Annotated in this window: 29 protein-coding genes and 17 pseudogenes; 3 read left to right on the forward strand and 43 right to left on the reverse strand. The window is 74.1% G+C overall.

The features are described from left to right. Positions 1 to 39 precede the first annotated feature (39 nt). From RBJ77_RS60930 to RBJ77_RS61050, 25 genes and pseudogenes are all read right to left on the reverse strand, one after another. A complete protein-coding gene (locus RBJ77_RS60930) occupies positions 40 to 687 on the reverse strand; it encodes a penicillin acylase family protein (protein WP_372352784.1) in 648 nt (215 codons plus the stop codon). Between the two features lie 12 nt (positions 688 to 699). Beyond that, positions 700 to 891, reverse strand: a complete 192-nt coding sequence (locus RBJ77_RS60935) for a hypothetical protein (RefSeq protein WP_372352835.1) — start codon at positions 889 to 891, stop codon at positions 700 to 702. 64 nt (positions 892 to 955) lie between these two features. Beyond that, a pseudogene (locus RBJ77_RS60940) lies at positions 956 to 1,235 on the reverse strand (penicillin acylase family protein); the annotation flags it as partial. An 88-nt stretch (positions 1,236 to 1,323) separates the two neighbouring features. Further along, positions 1,324 to 1,497, reverse strand: a pseudogene (locus tag RBJ77_RS60945) (penicillin acylase family protein); the annotation flags it as partial. Next, positions 1,449 to 1,772 (reverse strand): penicillin acylase family protein, encoded by a 324-nt coding sequence (locus RBJ77_RS60950; RefSeq protein WP_372352785.1) that lies wholly within the window; start codon positions 1,770 to 1,772, stop codon positions 1,449 to 1,451. The pseudogene RBJ77_RS60945 and the gene RBJ77_RS60950, both read right to left, overlap by 49 nt. Positions 1,773 to 1,860: 88 nt before the next feature. Next, positions 1,861 to 2,451, reverse strand: a complete 591-nt coding sequence (locus tag RBJ77_RS60955; protein ID WP_372352786.1) for a penicillin acylase family protein — start codon at positions 2,449 to 2,451, stop codon at positions 1,861 to 1,863. A gap of 211 nt (positions 2,452 to 2,662) precedes the next feature. Next, positions 2,663 to 2,794, reverse strand: a complete 132-nt coding sequence (locus RBJ77_RS60960; protein WP_372352836.1) for a hypothetical protein — start codon at positions 2,792 to 2,794, stop codon at positions 2,663 to 2,665. A 73-nt stretch (positions 2,795 to 2,867) separates the two neighbouring features. Continuing rightward, a pseudogene (locus RBJ77_RS60965) lies at positions 2,868 to 3,140 on the reverse strand (phosphopantetheine-binding protein); the annotation flags it as partial. A 538-nt stretch (positions 3,141 to 3,678) separates the two neighbouring features. Continuing rightward, positions 3,679 to 4,101, reverse strand: a pseudogene (locus tag RBJ77_RS60970) (AMP-binding protein); the annotation flags it as partial. After that, a complete protein-coding gene (locus RBJ77_RS60975; RefSeq protein ID WP_372352787.1) occupies positions 3,986 to 4,672 on the reverse strand; it encodes an AMP-binding protein in 687 nt (228 codons plus the stop codon). The pseudogene RBJ77_RS60970 and the gene RBJ77_RS60975, both read right to left, overlap by 116 nt. Before the next feature lie 44 nt (positions 4,673 to 4,716). Beyond that, complete coding sequence (locus RBJ77_RS60980; RefSeq protein ID WP_372352788.1) at positions 4,717 to 4,950, reverse strand: hypothetical protein; 234 nt, start codon at positions 4,948 to 4,950, stop codon at positions 4,717 to 4,719. 44 nt (positions 4,951 to 4,994) lie between these two features. Continuing rightward, positions 4,995 to 5,468: pseudogene (locus RBJ77_RS60985) on the reverse strand (condensation domain-containing protein); the annotation flags it as partial. A gap of 77 nt (positions 5,469 to 5,545) precedes the next feature. Beyond that, a pseudogene (locus RBJ77_RS60990) lies at positions 5,546 to 5,809 on the reverse strand (hypothetical protein); the annotation flags it as partial. 89 nt (positions 5,810 to 5,898) lie between these two features. Beyond that, a pseudogene (locus RBJ77_RS60995) lies at positions 5,899 to 6,288 on the reverse strand (non-ribosomal peptide synthetase); the annotation flags it as partial. Further along, positions 6,273 to 6,746 (reverse strand): AMP-binding protein, encoded by a 474-nt coding sequence (locus RBJ77_RS61000; RefSeq protein ID WP_372352830.1) that lies wholly within the window; start codon positions 6,744 to 6,746, stop codon positions 6,273 to 6,275. The pseudogene RBJ77_RS60995 and the gene RBJ77_RS61000, both read right to left, overlap by 16 nt. Continuing rightward, positions 6,743 to 7,321 (reverse strand): annotated as a pseudogene (locus tag RBJ77_RS61005) (AMP-binding protein); the annotation flags it as partial. The gene RBJ77_RS61000 and the pseudogene RBJ77_RS61005, both read right to left, overlap by 4 nt. Positions 7,322 to 7,563: 242 nt before the next feature. Then, positions 7,564 to 7,836, reverse strand: a pseudogene (locus RBJ77_RS61010) (AMP-binding protein); the annotation flags it as partial. A gap of 24 nt (positions 7,837 to 7,860) precedes the next feature. Then, positions 7,861 to 8,139 carry a hypothetical protein gene (locus tag RBJ77_RS61015; protein ID WP_372352789.1) on the reverse strand — a complete coding sequence of 93 codons (279 nt, stop codon included), beginning with the start codon at positions 8,137 to 8,139 and terminating at the stop codon, positions 7,861 to 7,863. A gap of 10 nt (positions 8,140 to 8,149) precedes the next feature. Continuing rightward, on the reverse strand, positions 8,150 to 9,079 hold the full coding sequence (locus tag RBJ77_RS61020) for a M20/M25/M40 family metallo-hydrolase (protein ID WP_372352790.1): 930 nt from the start codon (positions 9,077 to 9,079) through the stop codon (positions 8,150 to 8,152). A gap of 65 nt (positions 9,080 to 9,144) precedes the next feature. Further along, the gene (locus RBJ77_RS61025) at positions 9,145 to 9,894 is read right to left on the reverse strand and encodes a hypothetical protein (protein WP_372352791.1); all 750 of its coding nucleotides are present in this window, start codon (positions 9,892 to 9,894) and stop codon (positions 9,145 to 9,147) included. 80 nt (positions 9,895 to 9,974) lie between these two features. Continuing rightward, positions 9,975 to 10,133, reverse strand: a pseudogene (locus RBJ77_RS61030) (acetylglutamate kinase); the annotation flags it as partial. Between the two features lie 269 nt (positions 10,134 to 10,402). Next, entirely contained in the window at positions 10,403 to 10,705 is a 303-nt protein-coding gene (locus RBJ77_RS61035) for a hypothetical protein (protein WP_372352831.1), read from the reverse strand. Beyond that, on the reverse strand, positions 10,702 to 10,938 hold the full coding sequence (locus RBJ77_RS61040) for a hypothetical protein (RefSeq protein WP_372352792.1): 237 nt from the start codon (positions 10,936 to 10,938) through the stop codon (positions 10,702 to 10,704). Before RBJ77_RS61040 ends, RBJ77_RS61035 begins: the two co-directional genes overlap by 4 nt. Positions 10,939 to 11,173: 235 nt before the next feature. Continuing rightward, a pseudogene (locus RBJ77_RS61045) lies at positions 11,174 to 11,284 on the reverse strand (N-acetyl-gamma-glutamyl-phosphate reductase); the annotation flags it as partial. An 85-nt stretch (positions 11,285 to 11,369) separates the two neighbouring features. After that, positions 11,370 to 11,513 (reverse strand): annotated as a pseudogene (locus tag RBJ77_RS61050) (lysine biosynthesis protein LysW); the annotation flags it as partial. A 202-nt stretch (positions 11,514 to 11,715) separates the two neighbouring features. On the opposite strand from RBJ77_RS61050, the gene RBJ77_RS61055 reads away from it, so the two are divergent. Beyond that, positions 11,716 to 11,988: a VOC family protein gene (locus RBJ77_RS61055; protein WP_372352793.1), complete on the forward strand. Its 273-nt coding sequence runs from the start codon at positions 11,716 to 11,718 to the stop codon at positions 11,986 to 11,988. Positions 11,989 to 12,126: 138 nt separating this feature from the next. After that, positions 12,127 to 12,249, forward strand: a complete 123-nt coding sequence (locus RBJ77_RS61060) for a hypothetical protein (protein ID WP_372352794.1) — start codon at positions 12,127 to 12,129, stop codon at positions 12,247 to 12,249. 2,224 nt (positions 12,250 to 14,473) lie between these two features. On the opposite strand, the gene RBJ77_RS61065 is transcribed toward RBJ77_RS61060, so the two are convergent. From RBJ77_RS61065 to RBJ77_RS61095, 7 genes and pseudogenes are all read right to left on the reverse strand, one after another. Next, positions 14,474 to 15,340: a transketolase C-terminal domain-containing protein gene (locus RBJ77_RS61065; RefSeq protein WP_372352795.1), complete on the reverse strand. Its 867-nt coding sequence runs from the start codon at positions 15,338 to 15,340 to the stop codon at positions 14,474 to 14,476. Positions 15,341 to 15,693: 353 nt separating this feature from the next. Then, on the reverse strand, positions 15,694 to 15,933 hold the full coding sequence (locus RBJ77_RS61070; RefSeq protein ID WP_372352796.1) for a hypothetical protein: 240 nt from the start codon (positions 15,931 to 15,933) through the stop codon (positions 15,694 to 15,696). 235 nt (positions 15,934 to 16,168) lie between these two features. After that, a pseudogene (locus RBJ77_RS61075) lies at positions 16,169 to 16,378 on the reverse strand (hypothetical protein); the annotation flags it as partial. Continuing rightward, the gene (locus RBJ77_RS61080; RefSeq protein WP_372352797.1) at positions 16,297 to 16,833 is read right to left on the reverse strand and encodes a hypothetical protein; all 537 of its coding nucleotides are present in this window, start codon (positions 16,831 to 16,833) and stop codon (positions 16,297 to 16,299) included. The gene RBJ77_RS61080 and the pseudogene RBJ77_RS61075, both read right to left, overlap by 82 nt. Positions 16,834 to 17,134: 301 nt before the next feature. After that, positions 17,135 to 17,314, reverse strand: a pseudogene (locus RBJ77_RS61085) (hypothetical protein); the annotation flags it as partial. After that, positions 17,265 to 17,768: pseudogene (locus tag RBJ77_RS61090) on the reverse strand (DegT/DnrJ/EryC1/StrS family aminotransferase); the annotation flags it as partial. The pseudogenes RBJ77_RS61085 and RBJ77_RS61090, both read right to left, overlap by 50 nt. Positions 17,769 to 17,784: 16 nt before the next feature. Next, positions 17,785 to 17,922 (reverse strand): hypothetical protein, encoded by a 138-nt coding sequence (locus RBJ77_RS61095; RefSeq protein ID WP_372352798.1) that lies wholly within the window; start codon positions 17,920 to 17,922, stop codon positions 17,785 to 17,787. Between the two features lie 10 nt (positions 17,923 to 17,932). Here RBJ77_RS61095 and RBJ77_RS61100 point away from each other — a divergent pair, with 10 nt between their 5' ends. Continuing rightward, positions 17,933 to 18,163: a hypothetical protein gene (locus RBJ77_RS61100; protein WP_372352799.1), complete on the forward strand. Its 231-nt coding sequence runs from the start codon at positions 17,933 to 17,935 to the stop codon at positions 18,161 to 18,163. Positions 18,164 to 18,362: 199 nt separating this feature from the next. Here RBJ77_RS61100 and RBJ77_RS61105 read toward each other — a convergent pair whose 3' ends face one another. The 11 genes and pseudogenes from RBJ77_RS61105 to RBJ77_RS61155 form a co-directional block, all read right to left on the reverse strand. Next, positions 18,363 to 18,911 carry a hypothetical protein gene (locus tag RBJ77_RS61105; RefSeq protein ID WP_372352800.1) on the reverse strand — a complete coding sequence of 183 codons (549 nt, stop codon included), beginning with the start codon at positions 18,909 to 18,911 and terminating at the stop codon, positions 18,363 to 18,365. A gap of 15 nt (positions 18,912 to 18,926) precedes the next feature. Then, positions 18,927 to 19,166 (reverse strand): hypothetical protein, encoded by a 240-nt coding sequence (locus RBJ77_RS61110; RefSeq protein ID WP_372352801.1) that lies wholly within the window; start codon positions 19,164 to 19,166, stop codon positions 18,927 to 18,929. Between the two features lie 168 nt (positions 19,167 to 19,334). Next, entirely contained in the window at positions 19,335 to 19,496 is a 162-nt protein-coding gene (locus tag RBJ77_RS61115; protein ID WP_372352802.1) for a hypothetical protein, read from the reverse strand. A gap of 620 nt (positions 19,497 to 20,116) precedes the next feature. Next, positions 20,117 to 20,538, reverse strand: a pseudogene (locus RBJ77_RS61120) (2OG-Fe dioxygenase family protein). A gap of 315 nt (positions 20,539 to 20,853) precedes the next feature. Then, positions 20,854 to 21,207 carry a hypothetical protein gene (locus RBJ77_RS61125; RefSeq protein WP_372352803.1) on the reverse strand — a complete coding sequence of 118 codons (354 nt, stop codon included), beginning with the start codon at positions 21,205 to 21,207 and terminating at the stop codon, positions 20,854 to 20,856. Further along, positions 21,186 to 21,347 carry a hypothetical protein gene (locus RBJ77_RS61130; RefSeq protein ID WP_372352837.1) on the reverse strand — a complete coding sequence of 54 codons (162 nt, stop codon included), beginning with the start codon at positions 21,345 to 21,347 and terminating at the stop codon, positions 21,186 to 21,188. The genes RBJ77_RS61125 and RBJ77_RS61130 overlap by 22 nt, the downstream gene beginning before the upstream one ends. A 74-nt stretch (positions 21,348 to 21,421) precedes the next feature. Beyond that, positions 21,422 to 21,610, reverse strand: coding sequence for a hypothetical protein (locus RBJ77_RS61135; protein ID WP_372352838.1), 189 nt, complete (start codon positions 21,608 to 21,610; stop codon positions 21,422 to 21,424). Between the two features lie 154 nt (positions 21,611 to 21,764). Continuing rightward, positions 21,765 to 22,112, reverse strand: a pseudogene (locus tag RBJ77_RS61140) (hypothetical protein); the annotation flags it as partial. A 228-nt stretch (positions 22,113 to 22,340) separates the two neighbouring features. Then, on the reverse strand, positions 22,341 to 24,761 hold the full coding sequence (locus RBJ77_RS61145; RefSeq protein WP_372352804.1) for a condensation domain-containing protein: 2,421 nt from the start codon (positions 24,759 to 24,761) through the stop codon (positions 22,341 to 22,343). Continuing rightward, entirely contained in the window at positions 24,662 to 25,498 is an 837-nt protein-coding gene (locus RBJ77_RS61150; RefSeq protein ID WP_372352805.1) for a class I SAM-dependent methyltransferase, read from the reverse strand. Before RBJ77_RS61150 ends, RBJ77_RS61145 begins: the two co-directional genes overlap by 100 nt. After that, positions 25,453 to 25,647 carry a hypothetical protein gene (locus RBJ77_RS61155; RefSeq protein WP_372352839.1) on the reverse strand — a complete coding sequence of 65 codons (195 nt, stop codon included), beginning with the start codon at positions 25,645 to 25,647 and terminating at the stop codon, positions 25,453 to 25,455. The genes RBJ77_RS61150 and RBJ77_RS61155 overlap by 46 nt, the downstream gene beginning before the upstream one ends. Positions 25,648 to 25,692: the final 45 nt, after the last annotated feature.

Genomic DNA, 25,692 nt, shown 5'->3' on the forward strand with positions numbered 1-25,692 from the left:
GTCCGGTCGGCGGTTCCCACGACGGTCTCGGTGGTCATGTCACTCTCCCGCTCGGAGGGTCCAGGTCGCCGTGGAGTCCGGCGACCCGCAGGGGCAGGTACTTCTTGTCCCGCCAGAACTCGACGAGGTTGTCGTACCAGGGGGAGGTCGGGTGTCGCTCTGGCCGCCCGGGTAGATCGCGACCGCGTCCGCCGTGCCCCGGCCGGTCCAGCGGACGACGAGGCGGATGCTCGGCCCGTAGCTCGAATTCAGTTCGCCGCCCGCCGCGTTCACGGTCCAGGGGTCGCCGCCGGCGGAGTAGCGCTCGTAGCCGAGGCCCGGTGCCCGGTGATCGAGGATCTCGCGGGTGTGCAGCTTGCCCCAGTCCCAGGCTGCGGGGCGGTCGCCCAGCTTGCCGGCGAGGTCGGTCACGGCCTTGCGGAACGCGGTGCGCATGGTCTGGGTGGCGTCGCGGCGGGCGCCGTCCGGCGGGGTGAAGGCCGCGTTGTCCGGATCATCGACGGTCCAGTGTTCGAGGACCTCGCGCAGCGGGATGGGCGAGCGGTCGAGGTCGAGGATCCACCGGTCCTTGCTCGCGGGGACCTTCTTCTCGTCCCACCACGGCTGGAACACCTCGTGGACGTAGGAGTCCAGAACGTCCACCACACCGAGGCGGCGGGCGAGTCGGTGTCCATCGAGTGGTTCCACCCGGTCAGCAGGTCACGGGCGGCGCGCTGCTGTCCGGTCAGCTTCGTGCCGTCGAGCGCCTTCAGCAGTTCCGGCACTGAGCCGCACGGCCAGGTCGTCGGTGACGTCGTTCTGCAGGGTGGTGTGAGTCCCGGGCCGCAGGGCGCCCCGGTCGGTGTGGAACCGCTCGATCACCGACTGCCGGTAGCCGGGGTCGAAGTTCATGGACGTGCCGAGGAAGTGCCGGGTAGTCGGGGTCCGTCGGGCGCTGGTTGGTCGAGGCGACCAGGTGGCTCGGCGGGTCGTACTGCTGCGGCATCACCTCGTAGGGATGGTGCCCACCACGTCCTCGTCGCCGGTGCCGGACAGCAGCAGCCACGGCTGGGAGCCCTGCGCGTCTGCGGGACGTCGCCCGCGACGAACGAGCCGATGTGGCCCCGGTCGTCGGCGTACACGAAGTTCAGCGCGGGAGCCTTCCAGTCGCGCAGCGCGCCGCGGAAGCCGGCGAAGTCGGAGGCGCGGTTGGCGGCGAGCAGCGCGTTGAGGTCGTTGTGCGCGAAGTTGCCCATCCAGTTGACGGAGACTCCGCTGGCCGAGCACGGTCATCATCGGTCCGTGCACGGTGAGGTCCGTGGTCAGCTCCACGGCCGAGCCGCCGCGCACCGGGATGCTGTAGCGGACCTTCTTCATCGGTCGCCAGGCGCCGTTCCAGTAGTAGGAGTCGGGCCGTTCGGCGGAGAGCTTCTCGCGGTAGTAGAGCGTGCCCACGGTCTGGGCGTTGGTCAGGGACCAGGAGATGTGCTCGTTGCGGCCGACCAGCACACCGGGCACGCCCGATGGAGCCGCCGGCGACCTGGTAGCCGGGTGAGCGCAGCGCTATCTGGAACCAGTACGAGGAGCGTGGTCGCCAGGTGCGGGTCACCGGCGAGCATCGCGCCGCCGCCGGCCACCTCGGGGCCGTTCGCCGCCCAGGCGTTGCTGTTGAAGTCGAGCTGCCGCACGCTGTCGGGCAGCGCGACGTCCTCGTGCGAAGAGGTGCGGGCCGCCGCCTTCGGGGCGTCGGCGGTCGACGTGCTCGACGGATCGGCCGCGTTGGAGCTGCGCACGGTCAGCGGCTCCGGCGGCAGGTCCTGTAGGGGCCGGAGTCGTAGGGGCGCTGCTTGGTGGGGGCCTGGACCGGGAACCACTCCTCGGTCAGCTTCGGGCCGAGGAGCGGCGCAGCAGTTCGTAGTCGACGGGGATCGTGTTGAAGTTCATCTGCTGGGTGAGGACGCCCTGCACGACCAGGGTGTCGGTGGGCGTCCACTTCTGCGGGCGCACACCGGTCAGGCCGTAGATCGTCGGCCACTCGCCGGTCTTCTCCAGCCTGCTCAGCCAGGAGTTGACGCCCGCGGCGTACGCGGTGAGCGCCTGACCCGCGGCGCTGTCGCGCGGGGTGGCGGCCCAGCAGGGCGCGGGCGGTGCGCAGCAGTCCGAGGTTCGGATTCGAACTTGTCGCTCTTCAGCCCGGCCGCCCCGACCAGTTCGGAGAGCCGGCCCTGCCCCATCCTGCGTTGCAGGTCGAGCTGGAGTGAAGCGCAGCCGGGCGGTGACGTAGCCCTGGGCGATGAAGAGGTCGTGGTCGGTCTCGGCGTCGACGGAGGCGTATCCCTCGGCGGTGAAGGAGACCCGTACCGGCTTGTCCAGTGCGGGGAGCGTCAGGGTCTCGGACCGTACGGCGGTCTGCGCCGACGCCGACGCCCACACGCCCCCGCCCGGCACCAGTGCCTTGCCCAGCGCGGGCACCGGCCGTAGCCGGCCCCAGCACCAGGAGCACCGCGAGGGCCACGGCGGTCGAGCCGACCAGGTGGATCGCGCGACTGACCTGCTTGCCATCGTGTCCTCGTCTTCGCCGGGGATGCTCCGCCGGAAGCCTCGCGGCGTCCGGCGGCACCCATAAGTCAGGAGGATTCCCTACGTCCCGTGCGGCCCGCCGGGCCGCACTGGGACGGGTGGATCAGGGCCGGGCCTCGCCGTCCGTCTCCCGGGCGAGCAGTGCGGTGACCTCGTCGTCGGAGAGCCCGGACAGCCAGCCGAGGACGTCGTCCACCTCGTTGCTGCCGGTCTCGTCGAGCTGCCTGCTCTGCACCAGCGCGGCCAGCCGCTCTGACGGTCAGTGAGCCGCCGAGCAGTTCACCGGCGGACAGGCCGACGCCGAACGTGTCCCGGACCCGCATCGCGACGCGGGTGGCCATCAGGGAGTGGCCGCCGAGCCGGAAGAAGTCGGCCGTGACGGACGGCACGGGGACGCCCAGCACCTCGCTCCAGATGGCGGCCATGGTGCTCTCCACCGGGTTGCGGGGCGCGGTCACCTCCTGCCCGGTGTCCGCGAGCGGGGCCGGGTCCGGCAGCGCGGCGCGGTCGAGCTTGCCGTGCGGGCCGACCGGGAACTCCGCCAGTACGGTCACCGCGTCCGGCACCAGGCCCGAGGGCATGGACTGTTCGAGGTGGTCGCGCAGCGCGCCGGCGGTGGGGGTCTCCGTGCCCGCCGGCACGACCCACGCCAGCAGCCGCGGCCGGCCCGTGACGTCGGGCCGGGCCTCGGCTGACCGAGGCGCGCACCAGCGGATGCCGGTTCAGGACCGCCTCGATCTCGCCGGGTTCGATGCGCTGGCCGCGGATCTTGAGCTGCCGGTCGAGGCGGCCCAGGTACTCGAACGTGCCGTCGGGGCGCATCCGGGCGCGGTCGCCGGTGCGGTACAGGCGGGCGCCGGGGCGGTACGGGTCGGGCACGAAGCGTTCGGCGGTCAGGCCGGGGCGGCCGAGGTAGCCGCGGGCCGGGGCGATCCCTGCCGATGTGGAGTTCGCCCGGGGCCATGGGCGGGGCGATCCCGCCGGACGAGTCGAGGACGTAGAGGCGGGTGCCCGAGATGGCGCGGCCGATGGGGATGCGGAAGGGCGGGGCCCGGTGGGCGCGACCTGCTGGGCGGTGACGTCGATCGCCGCCTCGGTCGGCCCGTACAGGTTGTGCAGCGCGACGCCCGGCAGTACGTCGGCGCAGCGCTCGGCGAGTGCCGGGGCGAGTTCCTCGCCGCTGCACACGATCCGGCGCAGGGTGCGCGCGGTGTGCGCGGCGTCGGGCTCCTCCAGGAAGATCTGCAGCATCGACGGGACGAAGTGGCAGCTGGTGACGGCGTGCCGGGTGATGAGGCCGGCCAGGTAGTGCGGGTCGCGGTGGCCGTCGGGCCGGGCGAGGACCAGGGTGGCGCCGGCGACGAGCGCGCCGAGCAGTTCGGTGCCCGCCACGTCGAAACTGACCGGGGTCTTGTGCGGCACGGCTTCACCGGCCTGCACGCCGCAGGCGCGCCGGAACCACACGAGCCGGTTGACGAGGGCCTCGTGGGTCGTCAGCACGGCGCTGCGGTTCGCCGGCGTCGAGCCCGAGGTGAACAGCACGTTGGCGAGGTGTCCCGGCAGCACGACGGGGAGTTCGGTCGAGGTCGGCGCCCTCGTCGGGGCCGACCAGCACGGTGCCGTCGGGCGGGGTGAATCGGGTGCGGAGCCGATGAGCACGCGGGCGCCCGAGCCGCCCAGCTGGCGCTCCAGGCGGGCCGCGAGGGTGCGCCGTGTCCAGCGGCAGATAGGCGCCGCCGGCCAGCAGGACCGCGTACACGGCGACGATCAGCTCGGGCGAGCGGGGCAGGCAGACGGCGACGGGTTCGTCGCGCTCCACGCCGAGTTGGTGCAGCCGGGCCGCGAGCGCGCGGACCCGCTGCCACAGGTCGCCGTAGCTGAGCGTTCCTTCGTCCCAGACGACGGCCGGCCGCTCGGGGGCGGATTCGGCGATGCGCGCGACGATCTCGTGGACCAGGCCCTCGTCGGGTTCCGCGGGGCCGCCGTCCGCGACGGTCCGCGCGATCCGCTCCGCCTCGGCGGGCGGCAGCGTGGGCAGTCCCGCGACGGGGGTGCCGGGTGCGGTGAGCGCCGCGTCGAGCAGGGCGGGCAGCCCGGCCAGCAGCGCGGCCACGGTCTGCTCGTCGAACAGGTCGGCCGCGTAGACGGCATGGCCGCTCAGCGAGCCGTCGGCCTCGGGACGAGGTGCACGGACAGCTCGAACTGGGCGCCGGGCGTGGGCGGTTCGAAGGGTTCGGCGCGCACGCCCCGGGCCTCCCAGGGGACGACCGGCAGGTTCTGCAGGGCGAGCAGGGCGCGCACCAGCGGGGCCCGGCCGTCGGCGGGTCGCTCGGTGACGGCGCGGACGATCTCGTCGTACGGGGCCGGTCCTCGCCGAAGGCCGCCAGGCACTGGGCCCGCACCTCGTCGACGACCGTGCCGAAGTCGGCCGTGCCGGTGCGCACGCGCAGCGGCAGCGTGTCGACGAGCATGCCGATGGCGGTCTCGGTGCCCGGCCGGTCGCGGCCCGCGGCCACGGTGCCGACCACCACGTCGTCCTGGCCGCTCCAGCGGCCGAGCAGCGCGCCGAAGGCGGCCATCAGGACCATGAAGGGGGTGGCTCCGCGGTCCGCCGCTGCCGTCCGCACCCGGTCGGCGAGAACGGCCGGGATCCGGACCGGCAGGGACGCGCCGTGCCAGGTCGGGGCGGCCGGTACGGGGCGGTCGGTGGGCGGCTCCAACGCCTGGGCGCCGGCGAGCCGTTCGCGCCAGGCGTCGAGGCTCTCCTCGGTCCACGGCGCCCGGGCGGGGACCGCCGTCGGTTCGGACTCGACGATCCCGCCGTTGCGGTAGGCGTCGCCGAGCCGGCGCAGCAGCAGGCCGAGCGACCAGCCGTCGAGCACGGCGTGGTGGGCGGCGACTCCGAGCACCCAGTCCGCGGGCCCTGGTGGAGCAGGAGCAGCCGGACGAGCGGGCCCGAGGCGAGGTCGAAGGGTTCGGCGGCCAGCGCGCGCAGTTCCGCGGCGACGCCGTCCTCGCCGGCCGTGCTCAGGTCGCGCAGCGGCAGCCGGAACAGGTCGGCGGTGGGCCGGGCGGCGGTGCTCAGGGTTCCGTCCGGTGCGGTCACGAACACCGAGCGCAGGAGCGGGACTTCGTCGAAGAGACCGGTGAGGCAGCGCTCCAGGAGGTCCCGGTCGAGCGGGCCGTGCAGCCGCAGTCCGCCGGCCACGTGGTAGGCGTCGCCCGCGCCCATCTGGTCGAGCAGCCACATGCGTTCCTGGTCGGGGGTGACGGCCGCCGAATCCGGGTCCGCCGTCTCGGCCGTCTCCGTACCGGTTCGCCGGGTTGGAACGCGGCGAGGTCGCGGAGGGTGAGGCCGTCCAGGAAGCGCGGCAGCGGGACGCTCACGCCGCGCGTCTCCAGGAGCGCCGACCGGAGCCGGACGGCGCGCAGCGAGTCGAGGCGCTGGCGGACCAGCGGGGTGTCCACGACGAGGGCCGACGGGTCGGTCTCCAGCGCGTCCGCGACGAGTTCGGCCAGTTCCACGGGGACGACGCCCGCCCAGTCGGGCTGCCGCGTCTCCTCGGCGGGCTGCTCCGCGCCCACCGGCTGGAACACTCCGGCGAGCAGGCGCGTGCGGCACTCCGCGCGCTCGACCTTGCCGCTGCTGGTGCGCGGGATCTTGCCGGTGCGGACGAGGACGACGTCGGCGAGCGCGAGCCCGTGCTCGGCCGTCACGGCCTCGCGCACGGCCGCGGCGACGGCGGGCCCGTCCTCCTCTCGCGGAAGCCGCGGACCACCTCGTGCACGAGCACGACCTGCTCGGTCGCCCCGTCGTCGACGGCCAGCGCGGCGCCGCGGCCCGGGTGCAGGAGCGGTGGGCCCGCTCGGCGGTCAGCTCGATGTCCGGCGGGTAGAGGTTGCGCCCGCGCACGACGATCAGGTCCTTGATGCGGCCGTTCACGTACAGCTCGTCGCGCGTGCCGGAAGCCCAGGTCACCGGTGCGCAGGAAGGTCCGGTCCGGGTAGCCGAGGGCCGCGCCCGCGAAGGTCTCGGCCGTCTGCTCGGGCCGGTTCCAGTAGCCGGCGGCGACGGTCGGGCCGCTGACCCAGATCTCGCCGACGCCGCCCTCGGGCCGCGGTTCGCCGGTGGCGGGGTCGACGATCAGCACGAGGTCCTGGTGGTGGGCCCAGCCGCAGGCGGTCAGTTCGACGGCGAGGGCTCGTCGGGTGCGGCCACGACGGCCCGGCCCTGGTCCATGTCCGCGCGGCGCAGGCGCGGTACGGTCGGTTCGGCCGTCGGGTCGGACCGGCCGGTGACGAACAGGGTGGCCTCGGCGAGGCCGTAGCACGGGTAGAACGCGGAGCGCCGGAAGCCGTTGTCGCGGAAGGCGTCGGCGAAGGCGTCGAGGGTGGCCCGGCGGACCGGTTCCGCGCCGGTCAGCGCGTGCCGCAGCGCCGACAGGTCGAGGTCGTCGCGGTCCCCGGGCACGGCGCGGCGCAGCACCTCGGCGTAGGCGAAGTCGGGGGCGGCGGTGACCGTGGCGCGGGTGCGGCTGAGCGCGCGCAGCCAGCGCATCGGCTGGTGCAGGAACGTCATCGGCGAGAGCAGCGTGCAGGGGAAGCCCGCGTGCACCGGCTGCAGGATGCCGCCGATCAGACCCATGTCGTGGTACGGCGGCAGCCAGCTGACGGCGCGGTCGCTCTCGTCGAGGCCGACGGCCCGCCCGATCGTCGCCGAGTTGTGCACGAGGTTGGCGTGGCTGAGCATGACGCCCTTGGGCGTGCCGGTGGAGCGCCGACGTGTGCTGGAGGAACGCCAGGTCGTCCGGGGCCGCCTGCGGGTCCTGCCAGTCCTCCGGCGCGTTGGTCGCGTCGTCGGTGGTCACCCACTCCAGGGGGACGGACAGGTCGAGCCGGTCGCGGCGGGCGTCGATGAGGGCGAGCGTGCCGGTGTCGACCAGGGCGAGTTCCGCGGCGCAGTCGGCGGCGATGGCCCGGACCCGTTCGAGGCCGTTCGCGCCGAGCGGCGGGTGAGACGGGGACGGCGACCGCTCCCGCGTACAGGCAGCCGAAAAACGCGGTCACGTAGTCGGGGCCCGGCTGGTGCAGCAGCATGACCCGGTCGCCGGGGCCGACGCGCTGCTGGATGAGCGCGGCCACCGTCCGTGCGCCGCGGTCGAGTTCGGCGTAGGTGTAGGCGCGGATCTCGGTCTCGGAGAGCTCGAACTCCAGGGCCAGGCGGTGGGGAGTGCTCGCAGCCCGCCCGCGGAGCGTCTCGACGAAGGTCTGGTACACGTGGACTCCTCGAACGGCGGTCGGTCAGCGGTAGCGGAGCAGGAGGTCGTGGAAGCGGTCGGCGCCGAAGCGCACGGCCTCGACGGGCACCCGCTCGTCGGCGGCGTGCATCGCGTCCTGGTAGCGGCTGCCGGCCGGAAGCAGCATCGGCACCCAGCCGTAGCAGGCGATGCCGAGGCCGGCGAAGAGCCGGGCGTCGGTGGACGCCGGGGTGATCATCGGCAGGACCGTCGCGTCGGGATCGGCGTCGCGCATCACGGCGGCGATCGAGTCGTAGAAGCCGCCGAAGACCGGCGGGGGCATCGCGTCGCCCTCAAGCAGGAGTTCGAGGTCGCCGTCGGGGCCGATCGAGTTCGCGCAGTTCCGTCCGGAAGTCGTCGACCGTCCAGTCGCCGGGCAGGATGCGTCCGTCGAGGTCCACGGAGAACTCGCTCGGCAGCATGTTGATCTTCTCGGGCGTGCGGACGATGGTCGCGTTGACCGTGTGGCGCAGCACGGAGTCCAGATAGACGGCGTCGGCCTCGGGCAGCAGGTCGTAGGGGATCTCCGCCTTGCCTTCGGGGTCGCGCAGATCGCGCAGCCGGCCGGCCAGTGGTTCGTCGGCGGCCGCGGCGAGGGCGTCGAGCATGCGGTCCAGGGCGGGGGTCACGTGGGCCGGCAGGCGGCCGTCCTCCAGGCGGGTGAGGAGCCGGCCGAGTTTGCCCATGGACGTGCCCGACCAGCCCTGCCGCGAGGCGTGACCGCCGCGCCCGCGCACCGTGAGGCGCGTCCAGCAGGCGCGCTTCTCGGCGACGACGATGGGGTGCACCCGGCCGGGCAGGCAGCTCAGGACGGCTCCGCCGTCCTCCCCCACGCCGTAGGCGATGCCGTCGAACAGTTCGGGGTGCTGTCTGACCAGATGAGCCGGCGCCGACCTTGCTGCCGGCCTCTCTCGTCGGGCGAGAGGGCGAGCAGGACGTCGCCGGCCGGCGCGGCGCCCTCGGCGCGCAGCCGGGTCAGCGCGGTGACCACTCATCGCCAGGCTGCCCAGCATGTCGATGGCGCCGCGGCCCCAGACGTGGCCGTCGATGATGCTGCCCTCGAAGGGCGGGTGCGTCCAGTGCTGGCCGTCGGTGGGCACCACGTCGGCGTGCGCGTGCAGCAGCAGTGGCGGGGCGTGGCCCTGCGCCGCGGACGCGGCGACCAGGTTCGGACGGTCGGGGTCGGAGCCCAGCAGCCGCACGTCCGCGCCGGCCGCCTCCATGAGGGCGGCGACGTGGCGGACGCAGGCGTTCTCGTTCCCGGGCGGGTTGACGCCGCGGAACCTGATCAGCTGCTGGAGCAGGAGGGTACCGGGTCGCTCGCGTCGCGCGGGTCGGTCATCGGGGGTTCTCCTTGTCCGGGCGGGGAGTTCGGGACGGGCCGCGGGTCACCGGCGTTCCGCCGCCAGGTCCTGTCCGAGTTCCCGTCGTCCGCCCGGAGGGCGGGCGCAGCGGCGGTCGGTGCGTGCCCTCGGTGTGCGGCGGCACGGGTCGTGTGGCGGAGCTCACCTGTCCTGTGCCGCCGTGCGGCGAGGAGTGCGTGCCGGGCGTCGGGGCGCAGACGGGGAACTCCGGACGGGACCTGCCTGCCCGCGCCGACGATCCGGGTGCCGCCCCGGCCGTCCAGCGCGTCGGCGACGGTCGCGGCGAAGCGTCCGTCGGCGATCCGTACGTCCTCGACCCCGGCCTCCAACGCCTCGCGGGCGGCGGTGAGTTTGACGGTCATGCCGCCGCCGACCGCGGGGTCACGGCCGTCGTGCACCTGGTACTCGGCGCGCACCGACGCGGGGTCGGAGCTGTCGGCGAGGACGCCCGGCGCGCCGGTGAGCAGCACGAGCCGGGCGGCGCCCAGGGCCGCGGCGACGGTGGCCGCGACCCGGTCGGCGTTGACGTTGACGGGCAGGCCGTCCTCGGCGAGCGCCGGCGGTGAGAGCACGGGGACCGTGCCCTCGGCCAGCAGGGTCCGCAGCAGCGGTGTCGCCACCGAGGTGAGCCGGCCGCTGCGGTCGTCGCGGACCACCACGGTCCGGCCGTCCACGACGGCGCGCAGCGCCTTCTGCGCCGGGCCCGCAGCAGTCCCGCGTCGAGCCCGGTGAGGCCGACGGCGGGCACGGCGAGCCGGGCGAGTTCCAGCAGCAGCGCCGGTTTGGCCTTGCCGGCGAGTGCCAGGGTGACCACTTCGAGCGTGGCCGGGTCGGTCCGCCGGCTGACGGTGCCGTCCGGCGACACCAGTTCGGCGAGCGGCACACCGAGCCGGCCGGCCAGTTCGGTGACCATGGCGGAGCCGCCGTGCACCAGGACGACCGGCCTGCCCTCGCGCACCAGTCGGGCCACCCCGCGCACACCGCCTCGGCCTGCACCTCTGCGGTGCCGCCGCACTTCACCACGGTCAGTCCCGTGCCCACGCGCGTCTCCTTCCTGAGTGGATGTGCCTGAGTGGTTGTGCCTGGGTGGATGTGCCGGCCGAACCTTCCGGGCAGCGCTCTACACCGGGTGCAGGCCGGGGAATTCGAGGCCGAGGCGCTCCGGCCAGCCCATGCGCACGTTCATGCACTGGACCGCGCCGCCCGCACCGCCCTTGACGAGGTTGTCCAGCGCCGCGACGGCCACCACGGTGGACGTCTCCGGGTCGGCGGCGAACCGACGTCGCAGTAGTTGGTGCCGGAGAGGATCTTGGGCTCCGGCAGCCGGTAGAGACCGCGGCGCTGGGCGATGATCCGGACGAACGGCTCGTCCTGGTACTGGCCGCGGTACAGCCGCCGTACCTCCTTGTCGTCCAGGGGTTCGCGCACCGGTACCCGGCAGACCACCTGGGCGCCGCGCACGGCTTCGACGCCGGTCGCGCTCATCCGCGCCCTGGACCCCTGGTCGCCTGCGCGATCTCGGCCTCGTGGCGGTGGCCCGTGGGGGCGAACAGCCGCATGGTTCCGCTGCGTTCGGCGTGCAGGTTCATCTGCTCGGCGCGCACTCCCGAGCCGCTGGAGCCGATCCGGCCGTCCACCGTCACGGGTCCGGCGACCACGCCCGCCTCGGCGAGCGGGCGCAGCGCCAGGATCGACGCGATGGCCATGCAGCCGGGCATGCTGATGGTGTCGGCCACGGCCAGCTCGGCCCGGTGGATCTCCGCGCACGCCAGGGGACGAGCGAGATCGAGCAGTTCCGGGGCGGTGTGCTCGGTTCCGTAGTAGCGCCGGTAGGCCCTCGGGTCCCGGAGCCGGAAGTCGGCGCCGAGGTCGATCAGGCACTGGCCCGGTCGCGCAGCCGGGCACGAGCTCCAGGCCGGCGGTCTGGGAGACCGCCACGAACACCACGTCGTGGTCGCCCAGTTCGATCGGGGCGGTGAAGGTCAGGTCGGTGCGGCCGCGCAGGTTCGGGTGGACCCGGTCCACCCTGCTGCCCGCGAGGCGGGCGGACACCGCGGCGCCCACCCGGACCTCACGGTGATCGAGCAGCAGCCGCAGCAGTTCACCGCCGATGAGCCGGAGGCTCCGACCACCGCGACATCGATCACGGCTACTCTCCCCAGTCCTCGTCGGCCTCGGGAGCCAGCGCGAGGAGCAGCGGCGCCACTCCGACGACCTCGAGTTCGGCCGCGCACTCCGGGCACTCGACGATCTCTGCCGGCCCGGACCTCGCTCTCCACCCTGCCTGGCCCTCACACTCCGGGCAGGCTTAGTACGGTCTTCTCCGCGATCGGCATAAGGGACTCTCCTCCTGGCCTCCTGGTCGGACACCTGTGTGCGTCAGCTTCCTTGCCGTGGCGCGGGGTCCAGTAGTCAGGTAGATCCCGGACTCGTGGGGCGGTCGACGGCGGACCAATACTTTGGGCCCCGTCCGTACGACGCGATCCAGGAGTGGCATGACAAGCAGGTTCACGGAGTTGACGGTCGACTGTCGCGACCCGGAGCGGCTCGCCGCCTTCTGGTGCGAGGTGCTGGGCTTCACGGTGATCGAGCGGTCCGAGGGCAAGGTCGAGATCGCCTCCTGGGAGCCGACCGTCGAGGCGATCAGCGGCCGGTCGGATGCCGCCCACCATGCTCTTCGTCCGGGTGCCGAGGGCAGGACCGTGCGGAAGAACCCGCTGCACCTCGACGTCAGTCCGATCGATTGCAGCACGGCGGACGAGAGGTGAGCAGGCTGCTCTCCCTCGGGGCCACCATGCCGACGTCGGCCAGGGCGCCGACGTGAACTGGGAGGTCGTGGAGGACCCGAGGGCAATGTGATTCTGTGTGGTGCGCAGTCTGGCCCCGAAGGACTAGACGGCCCGTGCGTGGAGATCGAGGGCTCGGTCCAGGTCGGTCAGCAGCGCCGCGGCCCTGTCCTCGAGCTCCCTGCCGCCGCCGCGGTGTCGGCCCGGGCGTTGGCGACGATGATCCGCACCGCGCTCCAGTGATGGGCCAGCCGCTCCACCAGCCGGGCCGCCTCGGTCGGGATTCGGGCCGGGCGAAGGCGTCGCCCGCGCGCGGCAGCCAGTCCGCGTGCACCCGGTCTCGGCGAGCACCGTGCCGGCCACGACGAAGGTCCGTCCACCACCTCGGGGTCGTCGCCCCTGCGCATCCGCGCCGCGGCGGCGTCCAGGAGGCGGGCCGATCCCGCGCCGCCCGCCGAACAGTCCCGCGCCGTCGTCGGCGTATCCGTCCCACAGGGTGCGATCGCCACTCCAGCGCGCGGCCACGTTGGCGGTGATCACCGTGCGGACGTGGTCGAGGTCCCAGGCCGGCAGGTCGGGGCGACCGTGATCTCCAGCCAGCGCCCGTCGATCGGGTTGCGGGTGAAGAACAGGTCGCGGTCGTGGTCCTCGGGGTTGGCGGAGAAGCGGGCGGCGGCGAGCTCGCCTGGGTGATGGCTCCTGGAAGCGCGGCGGCACCGGATCGGCGCAGCACCTCGTCCCGCTCGTCGTCGAACCCGTACATCGCAGTCAGCAGGTGGTTGCGTGGACGTCCCGGTACGCCGGACGGAACGGCAGGTGGAAGTTGTCACTGGCGGCGGCGGCGGCGACCGCGCGTCCGTCGCCCACCGCGTCACGGATCTGGGTCCAGGCCGTCTCCGTCCGGCGGGCGGTGCCAGCGTGAACTGCACGGATGGTGCGGGGCCATCGCCCCGAGCAGGGACCCGGCGCCGAAGGGGACGTGGTACTCCTCGCGCCGCAGGTCGCCCGAGCGGTAGCCGAACCCCAGGCCGCGCCGAGCACCTGGAGCGGGTCGGCGCCGTGGGCGCGGAGCAGTACGCCCATCGTGGCGTGCAGGCAGTGTCCGAGGTCGTGGCGCCACGGCGGACGTCCTGAAGTTCGACTCTCATGCCGCCGCCTCCACCAGGGTCAGTGCGAACAGATGCATCGCGCTGTGCGGCAGGATCGATCGTCGCGCAGCCCAAAGTCGGCGCACCGCTGACCGGTATCCGCTGGTGCCGTCAGGTCGACGCGCTCATCGTGAGCTGCTCGTGCCGCGGGCGAGAGCATCGAGTGCCGGCGCGGAAGGCTATGAGCCGCTCTGCCGAACCGCCCGGTCTGCGGCCAGAAACGTCCGGCAGCCGCGGCCACTGCCGGCGGGCGCTGCCGTCGGCGTACTCCAGGAGCACGTCGTCCTCGGTGCGGCGCTCGGCGGCCCCGAGGACGTGGAGCGGTCGGCCGCCCGGCGGCGCAGCGGATCCGGCGCTGGCCGCGCAGCGCAGTCATGGTCCGGCCGCACGCCGTCGGCCGGAGAAGCGGAACGGCACCCGGTCGGCCTCGGTAGAGCGTGCCATGCAGGGCAGCGCCTCGGCCGGAAGGCATTGCCCCAGATGTTGAACGCGCCAAGACCGGAGCGGCTGTTCGGTTCGACGCCGACGCTGTCGAGGAAGTCCTCGATCGCGACCGGGTGAGCCGTTCCGACCGCAGAACGGACGAGAGTGGGACTGACGTGGTTGACCACAGATATCTCCTCGGATCACAGGACGCGATACGGGCGGTGGAGACGCGCAGAGCGCGGTCCGGCCCTCGCGGAGCGGACCGCCGCGCTGGCCGGGCCGCGTTCTCCACGGGCGACCGGTATCCCGGTGCTGCCGCCCGCCGACGGCTCCGCGGAGACGGCCGGTGAGTGCTGGCCGAGCTGGCGCGCGGGACGCGACTGTGGACGGCGCTGGACCAGCACGGCGACGCCGTCGGCTGCGTGCGCGCGGTCCCCGGCCGGACGGGACGTGGGCGGTGCGCCGGCTCGCGGTCGTGCGGGCCCGGGGCCGGTCGGTGGGACGGCTGCTGATGCGCGCGCTGGAGGACGCGGTGCGCGCCGACGGCAGCGGCGCGCGTGGTCCCGACGCCGTGGTCGAGCGCGGCGCCGCCGTTCTACTGCCTGGCTCGGCCACCGCACGACGTCCCACTTCCCCGGCCCGGACAAGCCGCTCTCCGAGGTCCACATGGAGAAGGTCACTCGCCGCGCCGGACGACGAACTTGCGCCTATCCGTGGGGCGGCGAGCCCGTCCCGTTGTGGGACGGGCCGATGCGGGTCTGGTTCAGCGGGCCGCAGGGCACGGTGGCGCTGCGCGAGCCCGGGCCCCGCGCCCGAGGCCGAGATCGCGGCGCTGGCGGAGCGCGCGGCCCGGCGGGTGGGCGGCCGGGCGCGGTTCCGCGGCGCCGACGGGCTCACCCGGCCGGTGGCGTCCTGGCCGATCCCGGCCCGCCGAGGCGGTGCCCGCGTTCGTGCTGCCGCGCGGCGCGGACCGGGAGCGCGCTCGCCCTGTGGCGGGCCGGCGGCGAGTCCATCAGACCGCCGCTCCGGTCGGCAGCCGGGCCTCGGCGGCGATGCGCTCCGGGGTGACGCCCGCGTGCCGAAGCAGGTCGAGCTCGCCGCCGACCCGGTCGCTGAAGCGGTCGGGCACCCGATCCGGCGCACCGGGCGGCCGCCGCGGGCCGCCACGACCTCGCAGACCGCGCCGCCGCGCCGCCGGTCACCAGGTGGTCCTCGACGGTGACGATGCCTCCGGTCTCGGCCGCCGCCCGCAGCACGGCCCCCTCGTCGAGCGGCTTGATGGTGTGCATGTTGAGGACGCGGGCGCGAATGCCCTCGGCGGCCAGCGTCTCGGCGGCGTGCCGCGCCATCAGCACCGGATGCGGTCCGGTCGCGATCAGCGTGACGTCGTCGCCGTCGGCGAGGGTCAGGGCGCGGCCGATCCGGAAGTCGACGGGACCCCGGTGGACGAGTGCGTCTCGCTGCGGCAGCCGCAGGAAGACCGGGCCGGGGTGGTCGGCGGCGGCGATCAGCGCTCGCCTCCGCCTCCACCGCGTCGGCGGGCACCAGCACGGTGAGGTTGGGCAGCAGTCGCAGGATCCGATGTCGTCCACCGCGTGGTGGGTGGGCCCGTAGTGTCCCGCGGACGGTCCGCCGTGGGTGGCGATGATGCGGACCGGCAGGTCGTTGCCCGCCACGTCCACCTTGATCTGCTCGCAGGCGCGGGCCGCGGCGAAGCCGCTCAGGGTGCTGCGCGGGCGGGACGAGGCCGGACGCGGCACGCCGCGGCCATGCCGATCAGGTTGGCCTCGGCGATGCCCACGTTGACGTACTGCTCGGGCAGGTCGGCGAAGAGGGTCTCAGTCCGCCGACGTCGAGTCCACGCACATGATCCGCGGGTCCCGCCGGGCGAGTTCGGCCAGGGTGCGCCGGCAGATCTCGGCTCGGTCCCGCGTACCGCTCCTCCCAGCTGGGCTCCGGCGCGGCGGGCGCCTCTGCGCGATCGTCAGCTCGGTCACTGTTGTCGCTCCCTGCGGTTGCGAGTCCCGCCAACGCGCGCACGCGTGGAGCTTCGGCGTCAGCTTGACGCAGTGGCTCTTCTTGCGGTCCTCGAGCATCGGGACGCCGCGGCCCTTCACGGTGCGGGCCAGGACGAGCGTCGGCCGTCCCTCGGTCCGGCAGTCCGTCGAGCACGGCGAGCAGCGCGCGGGCAGATCGTGTCCGCGTCCACCTCGCGCACGGCCCAGCCGAAGGGGCGCCAGCGGTCGGCCAGCGGCTCCAGCGACAGACACTCCTCCGTGGTGCCGCTGATCTGCCAGCCGTTGCGGTCCACGACGGCGACGAGGTTGTCCAGTTTGTGGTGGGCCGCACCCATCACGGCCTCCCAGACCGAGCCCTCCTGTGGCTCGCCGTCGCCGTGAGCAGGGCGCGAACGCCCGAGGCGCGTGGCCGGAAGTCGGCGGGCGGCGAGCGCGGCGCGCCCGCGGCCAGCGAGAGGCCGTGGCCGAGCGAGCCGGTGGGGGACTCGACGCCCTCGACGCGGCGCAGCGGTGCGCGGCGAGCCGGCTGCCCGCCTTCGCGTAGTCGGCGCACTCCTCGGACGGGATGAACCCGTACTCGGCGAGCACGGCGTAGCAGGGCGGCGCCACGCGTGGCCCCTTGCTGAGCACGAACCGGTCGCGGTCGGGCCAGTCGGGGCGGCCGGGGTCGACGCGCAGCACCGAGCCGTAGAGCACGGTCAGCAGCCGGCGGCGGAGAGGCTGCCGCCGAGGTGGGTGCCGGTCTCGCCGGCGCCCATCTCGAGGACCCGCTCCCTGCACCCGGTGCGCCCGCTCGGCGAGCGTGGCGACGTCCTCGCGGGCTGTCGTGTCGTGGCCGCGGCGGTCGCGGCAGTTGTCACTGTCATCGGACCGCTCTCCGCCGGCGCGGGGCTCATCGTGCGGGCGAGCGTCGCCACCCGGTCGAGGTTCGCCCAGACCTTCTCGAACGCGGCCGCGCGGTCCTGGAGGACCGGCCCCGCGGCCGGGTTGAGGTGCCAGCGCTGCAGGGTCAGCGAGTCCTCGATGACGGCGAGGGTGTTCGGGTAGGTGTCGGTCGGCCCGTACTCGGGCCGCAGCTTCCACGGGTAGCCGCCGAACCCCTTGCGGGTCAGCAGCGCCTCGCCTGCTCGGGCAGCGGCACCGGCTGGTACTGCTGGAGCGGGACGCCCTCGTGCCCGCATCACTCGCTCGACGGCGGCGCGGACCGCGCCGGGCGTCGCGCCCTCGATGCCCATCTGCTCGGGCGAGAAGCGGAAGCGGAGTGATGTGCCAGGCGTGCGTGCGGTCGTCGGGCAGTGCGGCGCACGGAGGCCGGGCAGCGCGTCGAGCCGGTCGAGCAGGGCCCGACGTTGCGGTCGCGCGCCTGGTGGTACTCCGGGAGCCGGTCCAGCTGGCAGCGGGTGAACGCGGCCTGGACCGCGCTGAGTTTGGCGTTGCCGGCCAGCTCGTGGGAGATGTAGTCGCGCTTGGCGCGCCCTTCGAGCTCTCGCCGAACTGGCGGCGGCGCAGCAGCCGGGAGTACAGCTCGGAGTCGTCCGTGGTGATCAGGCCGCCCTCGCCGCAGGTCGGCAGGTTCTTGATCACGTTGAGGCTGAAGGCGGCGACGTGCGCCGAGCGCGCCGGTCCGGGTTCCGCGGTACTCGGCGGCGCGCGCCTGGGCGGCGTCCTCGATGAGCAACAGGCCGTGGCGGCGGGAGAGTTCGCGCAACCGTCCATGTCGCAGGGCAGAGCCGTGCGTGATGAACGGCGAGGATCGCGGCGGTGCGCGGCGTGATGCGCCGCGGCGACGGCGCGCGGGTCGCATGGTGTGGGTGACCGGGTCGATGTCCACGAAGACGGGGACGACGAGCCGGTGCACCGGGGCCACGGCGCTCGCGATGAACGACAGCGCCGGGACCAGGATCTCGAGCCGGGCTCGACGCCGGCCGCGGCCAGGGCGAGTTCCAGCGCGGTGGTGCCGTTGGAGACCGCGCGCAGTGCTCGGTGCCGACCAGCGCGGCCCACTCGCGTTCGAGGAGCTGCACCTGTCCCGCGCCGGGGTTGTTGGAGGTGAGCTGGCTCGCTCTCCAGGACCCCGACGACGGCCTGGCGCTCCGCGTCGGTGATCACCGGCCAGCCGACCAGGTCCTTCGTGGCCCGGTCGCGGGTACGGCGCGGACCGCCTGAACATCGCAGCCCGTTTCCGGTCACGCGGCAGCCTCCTCGATGTGGACCCAGACGCCCGGACGGTCGGGCAGGCGGATCGCGGTGGGGTTCTCGGGCCTGACGAGCGGGACGCGGGCCCGGTTCAGCCCCGGCCGGCAGTGGATCCACTCGGGGTCCACCGCGTCGGTAGTGCACCAGGACCTCGGCGCCGTCGACGGCGCGTGCCTGGTCGTCGCCGCCGAACACCAGCGGCAGCCAGTCCCGGTGGCCGGGCGGCAGCGGCACGAGGCCGCCCCGGCACTCGATGGGGTTCTCGCTCACCGGGTCACCACCCTGCTCAGAGCCGTGGTCGACGTAGCGTCCGACCAGGTCCACTTCGGGGACGTCCAGCGCCCCGTGGAACTCCGGCGTGTGGGTTGACCTCGTTGACGTCGTAGGCGCCCGAGCGTCCTCCAGCACGTCGATGCCGAGGACGCCGTCGCCGATCGCCTCGGCCGTGGCGGTGAGCAGCTTCAGCAGGTCGTCGTCCGGTGTGCACACCGAGGGGATGCCGCCGCGCTTGGTGTTGTGCGCCACTCGTCGGAGCTCTTGTAGATCGCTCCGACGGTCTCGCCGCCCATCACGTACGCCTGATCTCGCGGCCCGGCTTGTCGATGTACTCCTGGACGTACGTGATCTTGTTGACCGGTCCGGGCAGCGCGTCGCGGTGTTCGAGGACCGCCTCTTGCGCGTCGTGGCCGTCGAGGCGGGAGGCCAGCCGCACGATCCGACGACGGGCTTGACCACGGCGGGTAGCCGAAGTCCGCCAGGACGGCAGCGCCCCCTCCGGGGTGAGCGTCGCCATCCAGCGGATGACCGGGAGTCCGGCCGCCTCCAGCTTGAGGGTGGTGAACAGCTTGTCCCCGCAGGTGTCGAGGATGGCGGAGGAGTTCACCACGGTCACGCCCGCGTGTTCGAGCAGCCGGGTGGCGTACAGGCTGCGGGTGTGTCCGATCTCGCGGGTGAGCGCGCTCGGAAGCGGAAGTCGTGGCCGGTTCCGAAGACGGTCGTCCTGGTGTCCAGGAGCGTGAACGGGACCCGGCGCCTGTCGAGTTCGGCGAGGAGCCGCTTCTCCTCGAGTCTCGATCCGGGAGGCCAGCACGGCCAGCGGGAGGTCGTCGACGCTCACGGTCGCCGCTCTTCGTTATCGCGGCCGCTCCAACCGGCGGCCGGGCCAGGGACTTCGCGATGTCGGGAGTGCCTCGGTCAGGACGTCGACGGCGAGCAGGTACTCGGCCAGCGGGATGTGCTCCTCGTCGGTGTGGTCGAGCCGGAGTCCCCGGGGCCGTACGCGAGGCGGGCACGTCCCAGTGGGGCGCGAGATGTTCGCGTCGGAGGTGCCGAGCTTGACCTTGACGGAGACCGCGCCGGTCCGCCGGCGCACGGCGCCGGCGAAGGCGCGACCAGGGGCGTGCCGCGTCCGGTCCTGACCGCCGGGACCTGCTCGACGACGGTGATCTCGCCGCCCGCCGCGTGTCCGCGCACCTCGTCGAGAAGCGGGCGGCGTCGAGGCCGCGCGGCACGCGGCAGGAGATCTCGGCGGTGGCGTGGGTCAGAGCCGCCTCCAGGGCGACGAGGGCCGGCGCGGCGTGCTCGAGCGCGAGGCGTCCGCCGGGGCGGGCGGCAGCAGGGTGCGCACCGCCTCGCACAGGTCGCCGGCGAGTTCGGCGGCCCGTTCGGCGGGGGTGCCGTAGTGGGCGGGCGGGCGCTGCACTTCGTAGCGGAAGCGCAGGACTCCGCGGTAGCCGACGACGACGGAGCCGGCGCCGCTGGGCTCGCCGATCAGCAGAACGTCCGGCGGGTCGAGGCGGCGGCGAGGTGGTGGGCGCCGCGCGAGGCGGCCTCTCCTCCACCGCGCCGACCACGACGATCCGGGCGCCCGCCAAGGCGGCCGCCCGTGCTCCGGCGTGCACGAAGGTGGCGAGCGGGCCCTTGGCGTCGACGGTGCCCCGGCCGGGTAGCAGCGAGCCGCCGGACTCCCGTACCGGGAGGTCCCCCGGCACCGTGTCCAGATGGCCGACCATCGCGATCACCGGCGGTGGGTCGCCGATCTCGCCGATCACGTTCCCGACGGCGTCGGTGCGCACGTCGTGGCCGAGCGCGTGCATCCGCGCGCGAGGAAGGCCCCGGCCGCCGCTTCCGATCCGGACGGCGAGGGGATCTCCACCAGGCCGCGCAGCGTCCGCTCCGCTCGACGCGCGTGGGGTCAGCGCTCAGTGATGTCGACCAGCGAGCATGTCCCGTACGCCGGCGGCGCCGGCGGCGACGGTGGGGGTGACCTCGTGGGTGATCGGGTGTCGGACACGACGAGCGAGTCCAGCCGTTCGGTGAGCGTCATCCGGGTCGGCGGGAGTCCTTCGCGGTGGACGACCGACTCGCCGCCGCGCAGTTCACCCGGCCGATGAGGTGCATGCCGATGAAGTCGTGGCCGTCCCGGTGCCGGCCCTCGGGGGTCGGGCGGCCCGGCGCGTCGGGGGTGGCCAACACCCGAATCTGGTGCAGGCCCACCTCGAAGCGGGACGCCTCGGGGACGACCGCGCGACGACCGCCAGGTCGACGGAGATCAGTCCGGTGAGGACCGGGTCGGCCAGCGTCTCGGCCCGGATCGGCTGAACGATCCTGGCCTGTCCCTCGTACAGCGGGATGTGCTCCGCCGTCTGCTGGAAGGCCTGGTGCGGCAGCGGTGTGAAGCTCCACTGCTCCGCCGGGGCCGCGCGAGGCCGCCAGGCGCCCGTACCGCCGCTCGCGGACCACACCGCCGGTGACCAGCTCGTCGCGGTCCAGGTGGTTCCAGGTGGCGAAGAAGCGCGCGCGGTCCGCCGGTGTGAACCAGCCGGCCAGCTCGCTGCCCGGGAGCGCGACGAGGTCGTCGCCGCCAGGGCCTCCCCACTTCCCGAGTGCTTCCGCCCGACGTGTCAGGGCCAGGGGTTGCAACCGACATCCTTCCCACTGTCTCCGTGCGCTGTTGGTCCGTGTGCTGCTGGTGCTGGGTGCTGCTGGTCCGGGTGCTGCTGGTGCGTGTGCGGATGGAGCCGTGGGCCGCTGATCGGTGGGCCGCTGGTCGCGGCGGCTCACTGGAGCTGACCGATGATCGTGCAGGGCCTCGCCGGTACGGTGCCGAGTCGGCCGCGAGCTGCTCGATGGTGTGGTCGCCGAGCATGGGCTCCAGGGCCGTCGCCGAGCCCTTCGTCCTGGAGTGCGCTGGAAGACCCGGACGGCGCGCAGCGAGTGCCGCCGAGCTCGTAGAAGTTGTCCTGGACGCCCACTTCGGTGAGTTCGAGCACGTCCGCCCAGATCTCGAGAGCAGCCGCTCGGCGGGGTGCGCGGCGCGACGGCCGCCACCGTGCGCCTACGGCGAGGTCCGCCTCGGGCAGCGCGGCGCGGTCGATCTTGCCGTTGACGCTCACCGGCAGCGCGGGCAGCACGATCGAGCGTGCTCGGCACCAGCGCGCGGCAGCGTGCGCAGCAGGAAGCCGCGCAGGTCCTCGCCGGTCGGCTGGTGCTCGGGGCAGCCCACGTAGGCGACCGGCCGGATGTCGGCGCCGGAGCCGCGCACCTCGACCACGACCTGGCGACGTCCGGGTGCCGGCCGAGCGCCGCCTCGATCTCCCCCAGCTCCACGCGGATGCGCCCGCAGCTTCACCTGGTGGTCGTAGCGGCCGAGGACTCCAGTTCCCCGTTGGGCAGTCGGCGCACCCGGTCGCCGGTGCGGTACAGGCGTGCGCCGGCGGTGAAGGGGTTGGGGACGAACCGTTCCGCGGTGAGCGCGGGCGATCCGAGGTAGCCGCGGCCCACCGGCACGCCGCCGATGTGCAGTTCGCCGGGCACGCCCTGGGCGCCGGCTCGCCCTGTCGGTCGAGGACGTGCAGCTGCGTGCCGCCCAGTTGGTGGCCGATGGGCACCGCTGCCGGTCGAGGTCCGCGGCGGCGACCGGGTGGTGGCTGACGAAGGCGGCGGTCTCGGCCGGCCCGTAGAGGTTCCACAGCTCGGTGTCCGGCGGGACCTCGCTGAAGCGCCCGGCGGTGGCGACCGGCAGCGCCTCGCCGCCGACGTGCACGAGCGCGCAGCGTCCCGGCGCACCGGGCGGCGGCGGGCTCGGCGAGGACGCCTGGAGCATCGGCGGCACGAAGTGGGCGAGCGTCGCGACTGTTCGGCGATGAGGCCCGCGAGGTAGCGGGGGTCGCGGTGGCCGCCGGGTTCGGCGACGACGAGCCGGGCCGCGCTGAGCGGCGCCATCACACTCGACGGTGGAGACGTCGAAGCTCCACGGGGTCTTGGCCAGTACGGCGTCGGCGGGCGTCAGCGAGAACTGCCGCTGGGTCCAGCGCATCACGTTGACCACCCCCGGTGGGTGTTCATGGCGCCCGCGTGCCGGTGGAGCCGGAGGTGTGGATGACGTAGGCGAGGGACTCCGGGTGCTGGTCCCGGGTGTCGCCGGGCCGTCGTGACGGTCGGCGGGGACGCTGTCGGCGAGCAGGATCCGGACCCCGGCGCCGTCGTCGAGAGAGGCCGGCCGTGGCCTCGTCGGCCACGACGACGGGCGTGCCGGCGTTCGCGATCAGCCGTTCGAGGCGCTCCTTAGGGGTGGCCGGGGTCCAGGGGCAGGTAGCCGGCGCCGCTCTTGAGGATGCCGAGGGCCGCGACGATCTGGGCGCAGGAACGCTGCATGCAGAGAGCGACCAGCCGGTCGGGTCCGGCGCCGACGAGCGCAGCAGCCGCGCCAGTGGTCCGACCGCTCGTCCAGTTCGCGGCAGGTGATCTCGTCGTCGGGGGCGGTGATCGCGATCCGGTCGGCGTGTGCCCGGGCGGCCTCGGTGATCCACTGGTGCACCAGGCCGTCGCCGTAGGGGGTTCGGCGTCCTCGGCGCCGTCGCCGCGCACGCCGAGGGAGAGCAGTCCGACCGGCTTGGCCGGGTCGGCCACCGCGTCGGTGAGCAGGGCGAGCCAGCCCTGGGCCAGCCGCTGTACGTCGGCGGGGTCCCACTGCTCGTCGTGCACGATCCGGCCGGCCAGGCCCGCGTCCGCCGTCCCGGACAGGTAGAGGTTGAGAGCTGAACTGGGCGGGCAGGTCGGCGAGGTCGACCTGCTCGGCCGTGATGCCGGGCAGGTCCCACCGCGGGGCGGGCGTGTTCTGCGGGGCGAGGATCGCGTTGATCAGCGGGGTGCGGCCCTGGACGCGCTCGGCTCCGGAGACCTCGACGATCCGCTCGAACGGCGGGTCCTGGTGCTCGAAGGCACCCAGGCGGGTCTCGCGGACCGCGGCGAGCAGCGCGCGGAAGGACGATCCGGCGTCCACGCGGGTGCGCAGGGGCAGCGAGTTGACGAAGAAGCCGATGAGGTGGTGGAGCTCGGGCCGGGGCCGGCCCGCGACCGGGATGCCGATCACGATGTCGTCGCGTTCGGTCCAGCGGGCGAGGACCGCCATGTAGGCGGCGGTCAGCACCATGAAGGGGTCGCCGACTCCTGCTATCGCCAGCCGGTCGATCTCCTCACCAGCGCCGCGGGCAGCGCCGCACGGCACGTTGGAGGAGACTCCGGGCCCGGTGACGGGCACGGCGGGCTCCAGCGGCGCGGCGCCCGCCATGCGCTCGCGCCAGTAGTCGGCGAGCTCCGATCCGGCCTCGGTCACGGTGTCGCGCTGCCATGCGGCGAGTCGCCGTACTGGATGGGCAGTTCGGGCAGGTCCGCCGCCTCCGCGCCGATCTCGGCGCGGTAGAACGCGGCTGAGTTCGGTGTGGAAGACGCCGATCGACCAGCCGTCGGAGACGATGGCTGGTGCATCACGACGCCGAACAGCCAGGACGTCTCGCCGAACCGGACGAGCGCGGTGCGCAGCAGCGGGCCCGCGCGGCGAGGTCGAAGGGCGTCGACGTACTCGGCCAGTGCGGCGGGCGGCGTCGAGCGTGGGCTCGGGCGCCTCGAGCCGGGCCGTGGCGGACCGGACGTCCGGATGGACGAGCTGCACCAACTGGCCGTCGGTGCCGAGCTCCAGGGTGGTGCGCAGGATCTCGTGCCGTTCGACGAGCCGCGTGACGGCGCGGGCCAGGGCGTCGGGTCGAGCGGGCCGTCCAGCCGGATGGCGCCGCCGAGGTGGTAGGCGCTGCCGGCGGCGAGCCGGTCGAGCAGCCACAGCCGCTCCTGCCCGAACGAGGCGGGCAGCTCGAACGGTTCGTCGTCGGCCAAGGCCTGTTCCCTGCCTGATCGGGCTCCTTGCTCGGCGGGGGACGCGGTGGCGGCACGGGACGCGGCGGCGGCCGGGCGCTGTCGGCGGGCGGTGCGCGTGATGGGCGCGATCCGCGGGGTCGGCGTCGGCCGCGGTGCGGGTGATCCACTCGCCGACGGCGGCGATCGTCGGGGCGCGCAGCAGCACGCCGAGCGGCAGTTCGCAGCCGAACCGGTCCTGGATGCGGCCGACGATCTGGACGGCGAGCAGGGAGTGCCCGCCCAGCGAGAAGAAGTCGTCGTGGACGCCGATCCGAGTCGAGGCCGAGGGCCTCCTGCCAGAGACCGGGTGATGATCCGCTCGGTGTCGTCGCGCGGGGCGACGTAGCCGGTCGCGAGGGCCGGCCTGAGCGAGCTGGGCGAGGGCAGCGCGGCCCGGTCCAGTTTGCCGTTGGGGCCGATCGGCCAGCGGTCGACCACCATCAGGGAGGCGGGGACCATGTAGTCGGGCAGCGCCCGGTGCAGGTGCTCGCGCAGCCCGGCCACGGTGAGCCGGGCGCGGATCGCCCGTCGCGGGTCGTTGGCGAACTCCCCTTCGGTGGGCGGCGAGTTGCGGTGTGTGGCCGCCTGCCGGGCGGCTCCCTTCGCGGAACTCCGGGTCCAGCAGACCGGCCTCGGCGCCGAGCCGGGGCAGCAGCGTGCGGCCGGCGGGGACGGTCAGGTCCGCGGGTTCGCCGGCGGGCTCCGGGTCCGCGGCGGCGAGGGCGCGGCGCAGCGCGCCCACGGTGTCCGCGCCGCTCTCGCGCAGCAGCCGCACCCTGGCCAGGTCCTCGGCCAGGCGGGCGTCGGGCGAGCCCCGCAGCCCGTACGAGCCGGCCCGCTCGGGTGCGCCGGGCGCCCAGGGGTGCCAGGCGTCGAGGCGTGGCGGGGAGTGTCGGGTCCGCCGGGCGCGGTGATGACCACGTCGTAGCGGAACCGGGTCAGCTCGTTGCGGTGCGGGGAGGACTTGGCGAGCAGGGTGACCCGCTCGGCGGGGGCGATCGTCTCGAACAGGGCCGGGTGGAGGAGCAGTTCCTCCTCCTGGGCGATCTGCTGGTCGACGAGCCTGCGCAGGTCGGCGGCCGGGGTCGCGTCGGGCAGCCGGGCCGCCTGCACCCAGCAGTGGAACGCCTCGACCAGACGCAGGTCGCGTACGTCGCCGACGAAGAGGTGGCCGCCGGGGGCGAGCAGGGCGAGGGCGCCGCGCAGGACGCGCAGCAGATAGTCGACGTCGAAGTACTGCACGACCGAGTTGAGGATGATCGTGTCGAACTCGCCCTCGGTGAAGCCGGTGAAGTCGTCGGCGGGCCGCACCGCGAGCTCCGCGGTCGTGTCCGCGGTCAGCCGGGTGGCGAGCCGGTCGAGGCCCCCGGGCGAGATGTCGGTGCCGACGTAGCGGGCGCAGCGCGGGGCGAGCCGGAGCAGGAACTGTCCGGTGCCGCAGCCGATCTCCAGCACGTTCGACGGGTTCAGCGCGGTGATGCGGTCCACGGTCTCGTCGACCCAGACGCGCATCCCTCCTCGGAGATGGGTTCGCCGGTGGTGGAGTCGTTCCAGCCGGCCAGGTCCACCACCTCCGCCGAGGGGTTGGACGCCTGGTAGGTGTCGTCGAAGACGGTGCGCCAGCGGTCGACGTGGTCGCCGTTCTCCACCGGTTCTTCCACGGCGGTCCCGTCGTCCGGCCCGAGGCCCGCGTAGGCCGCGAGCTG

The organism is Streptomyces sp. KL116D (assembly GCF_030766975.1).
GTDB lineage: Bacteria > Actinomycetota > Actinomycetes > Streptomycetales > Streptomycetaceae > Streptomyces > Streptomyces longispororuber_A.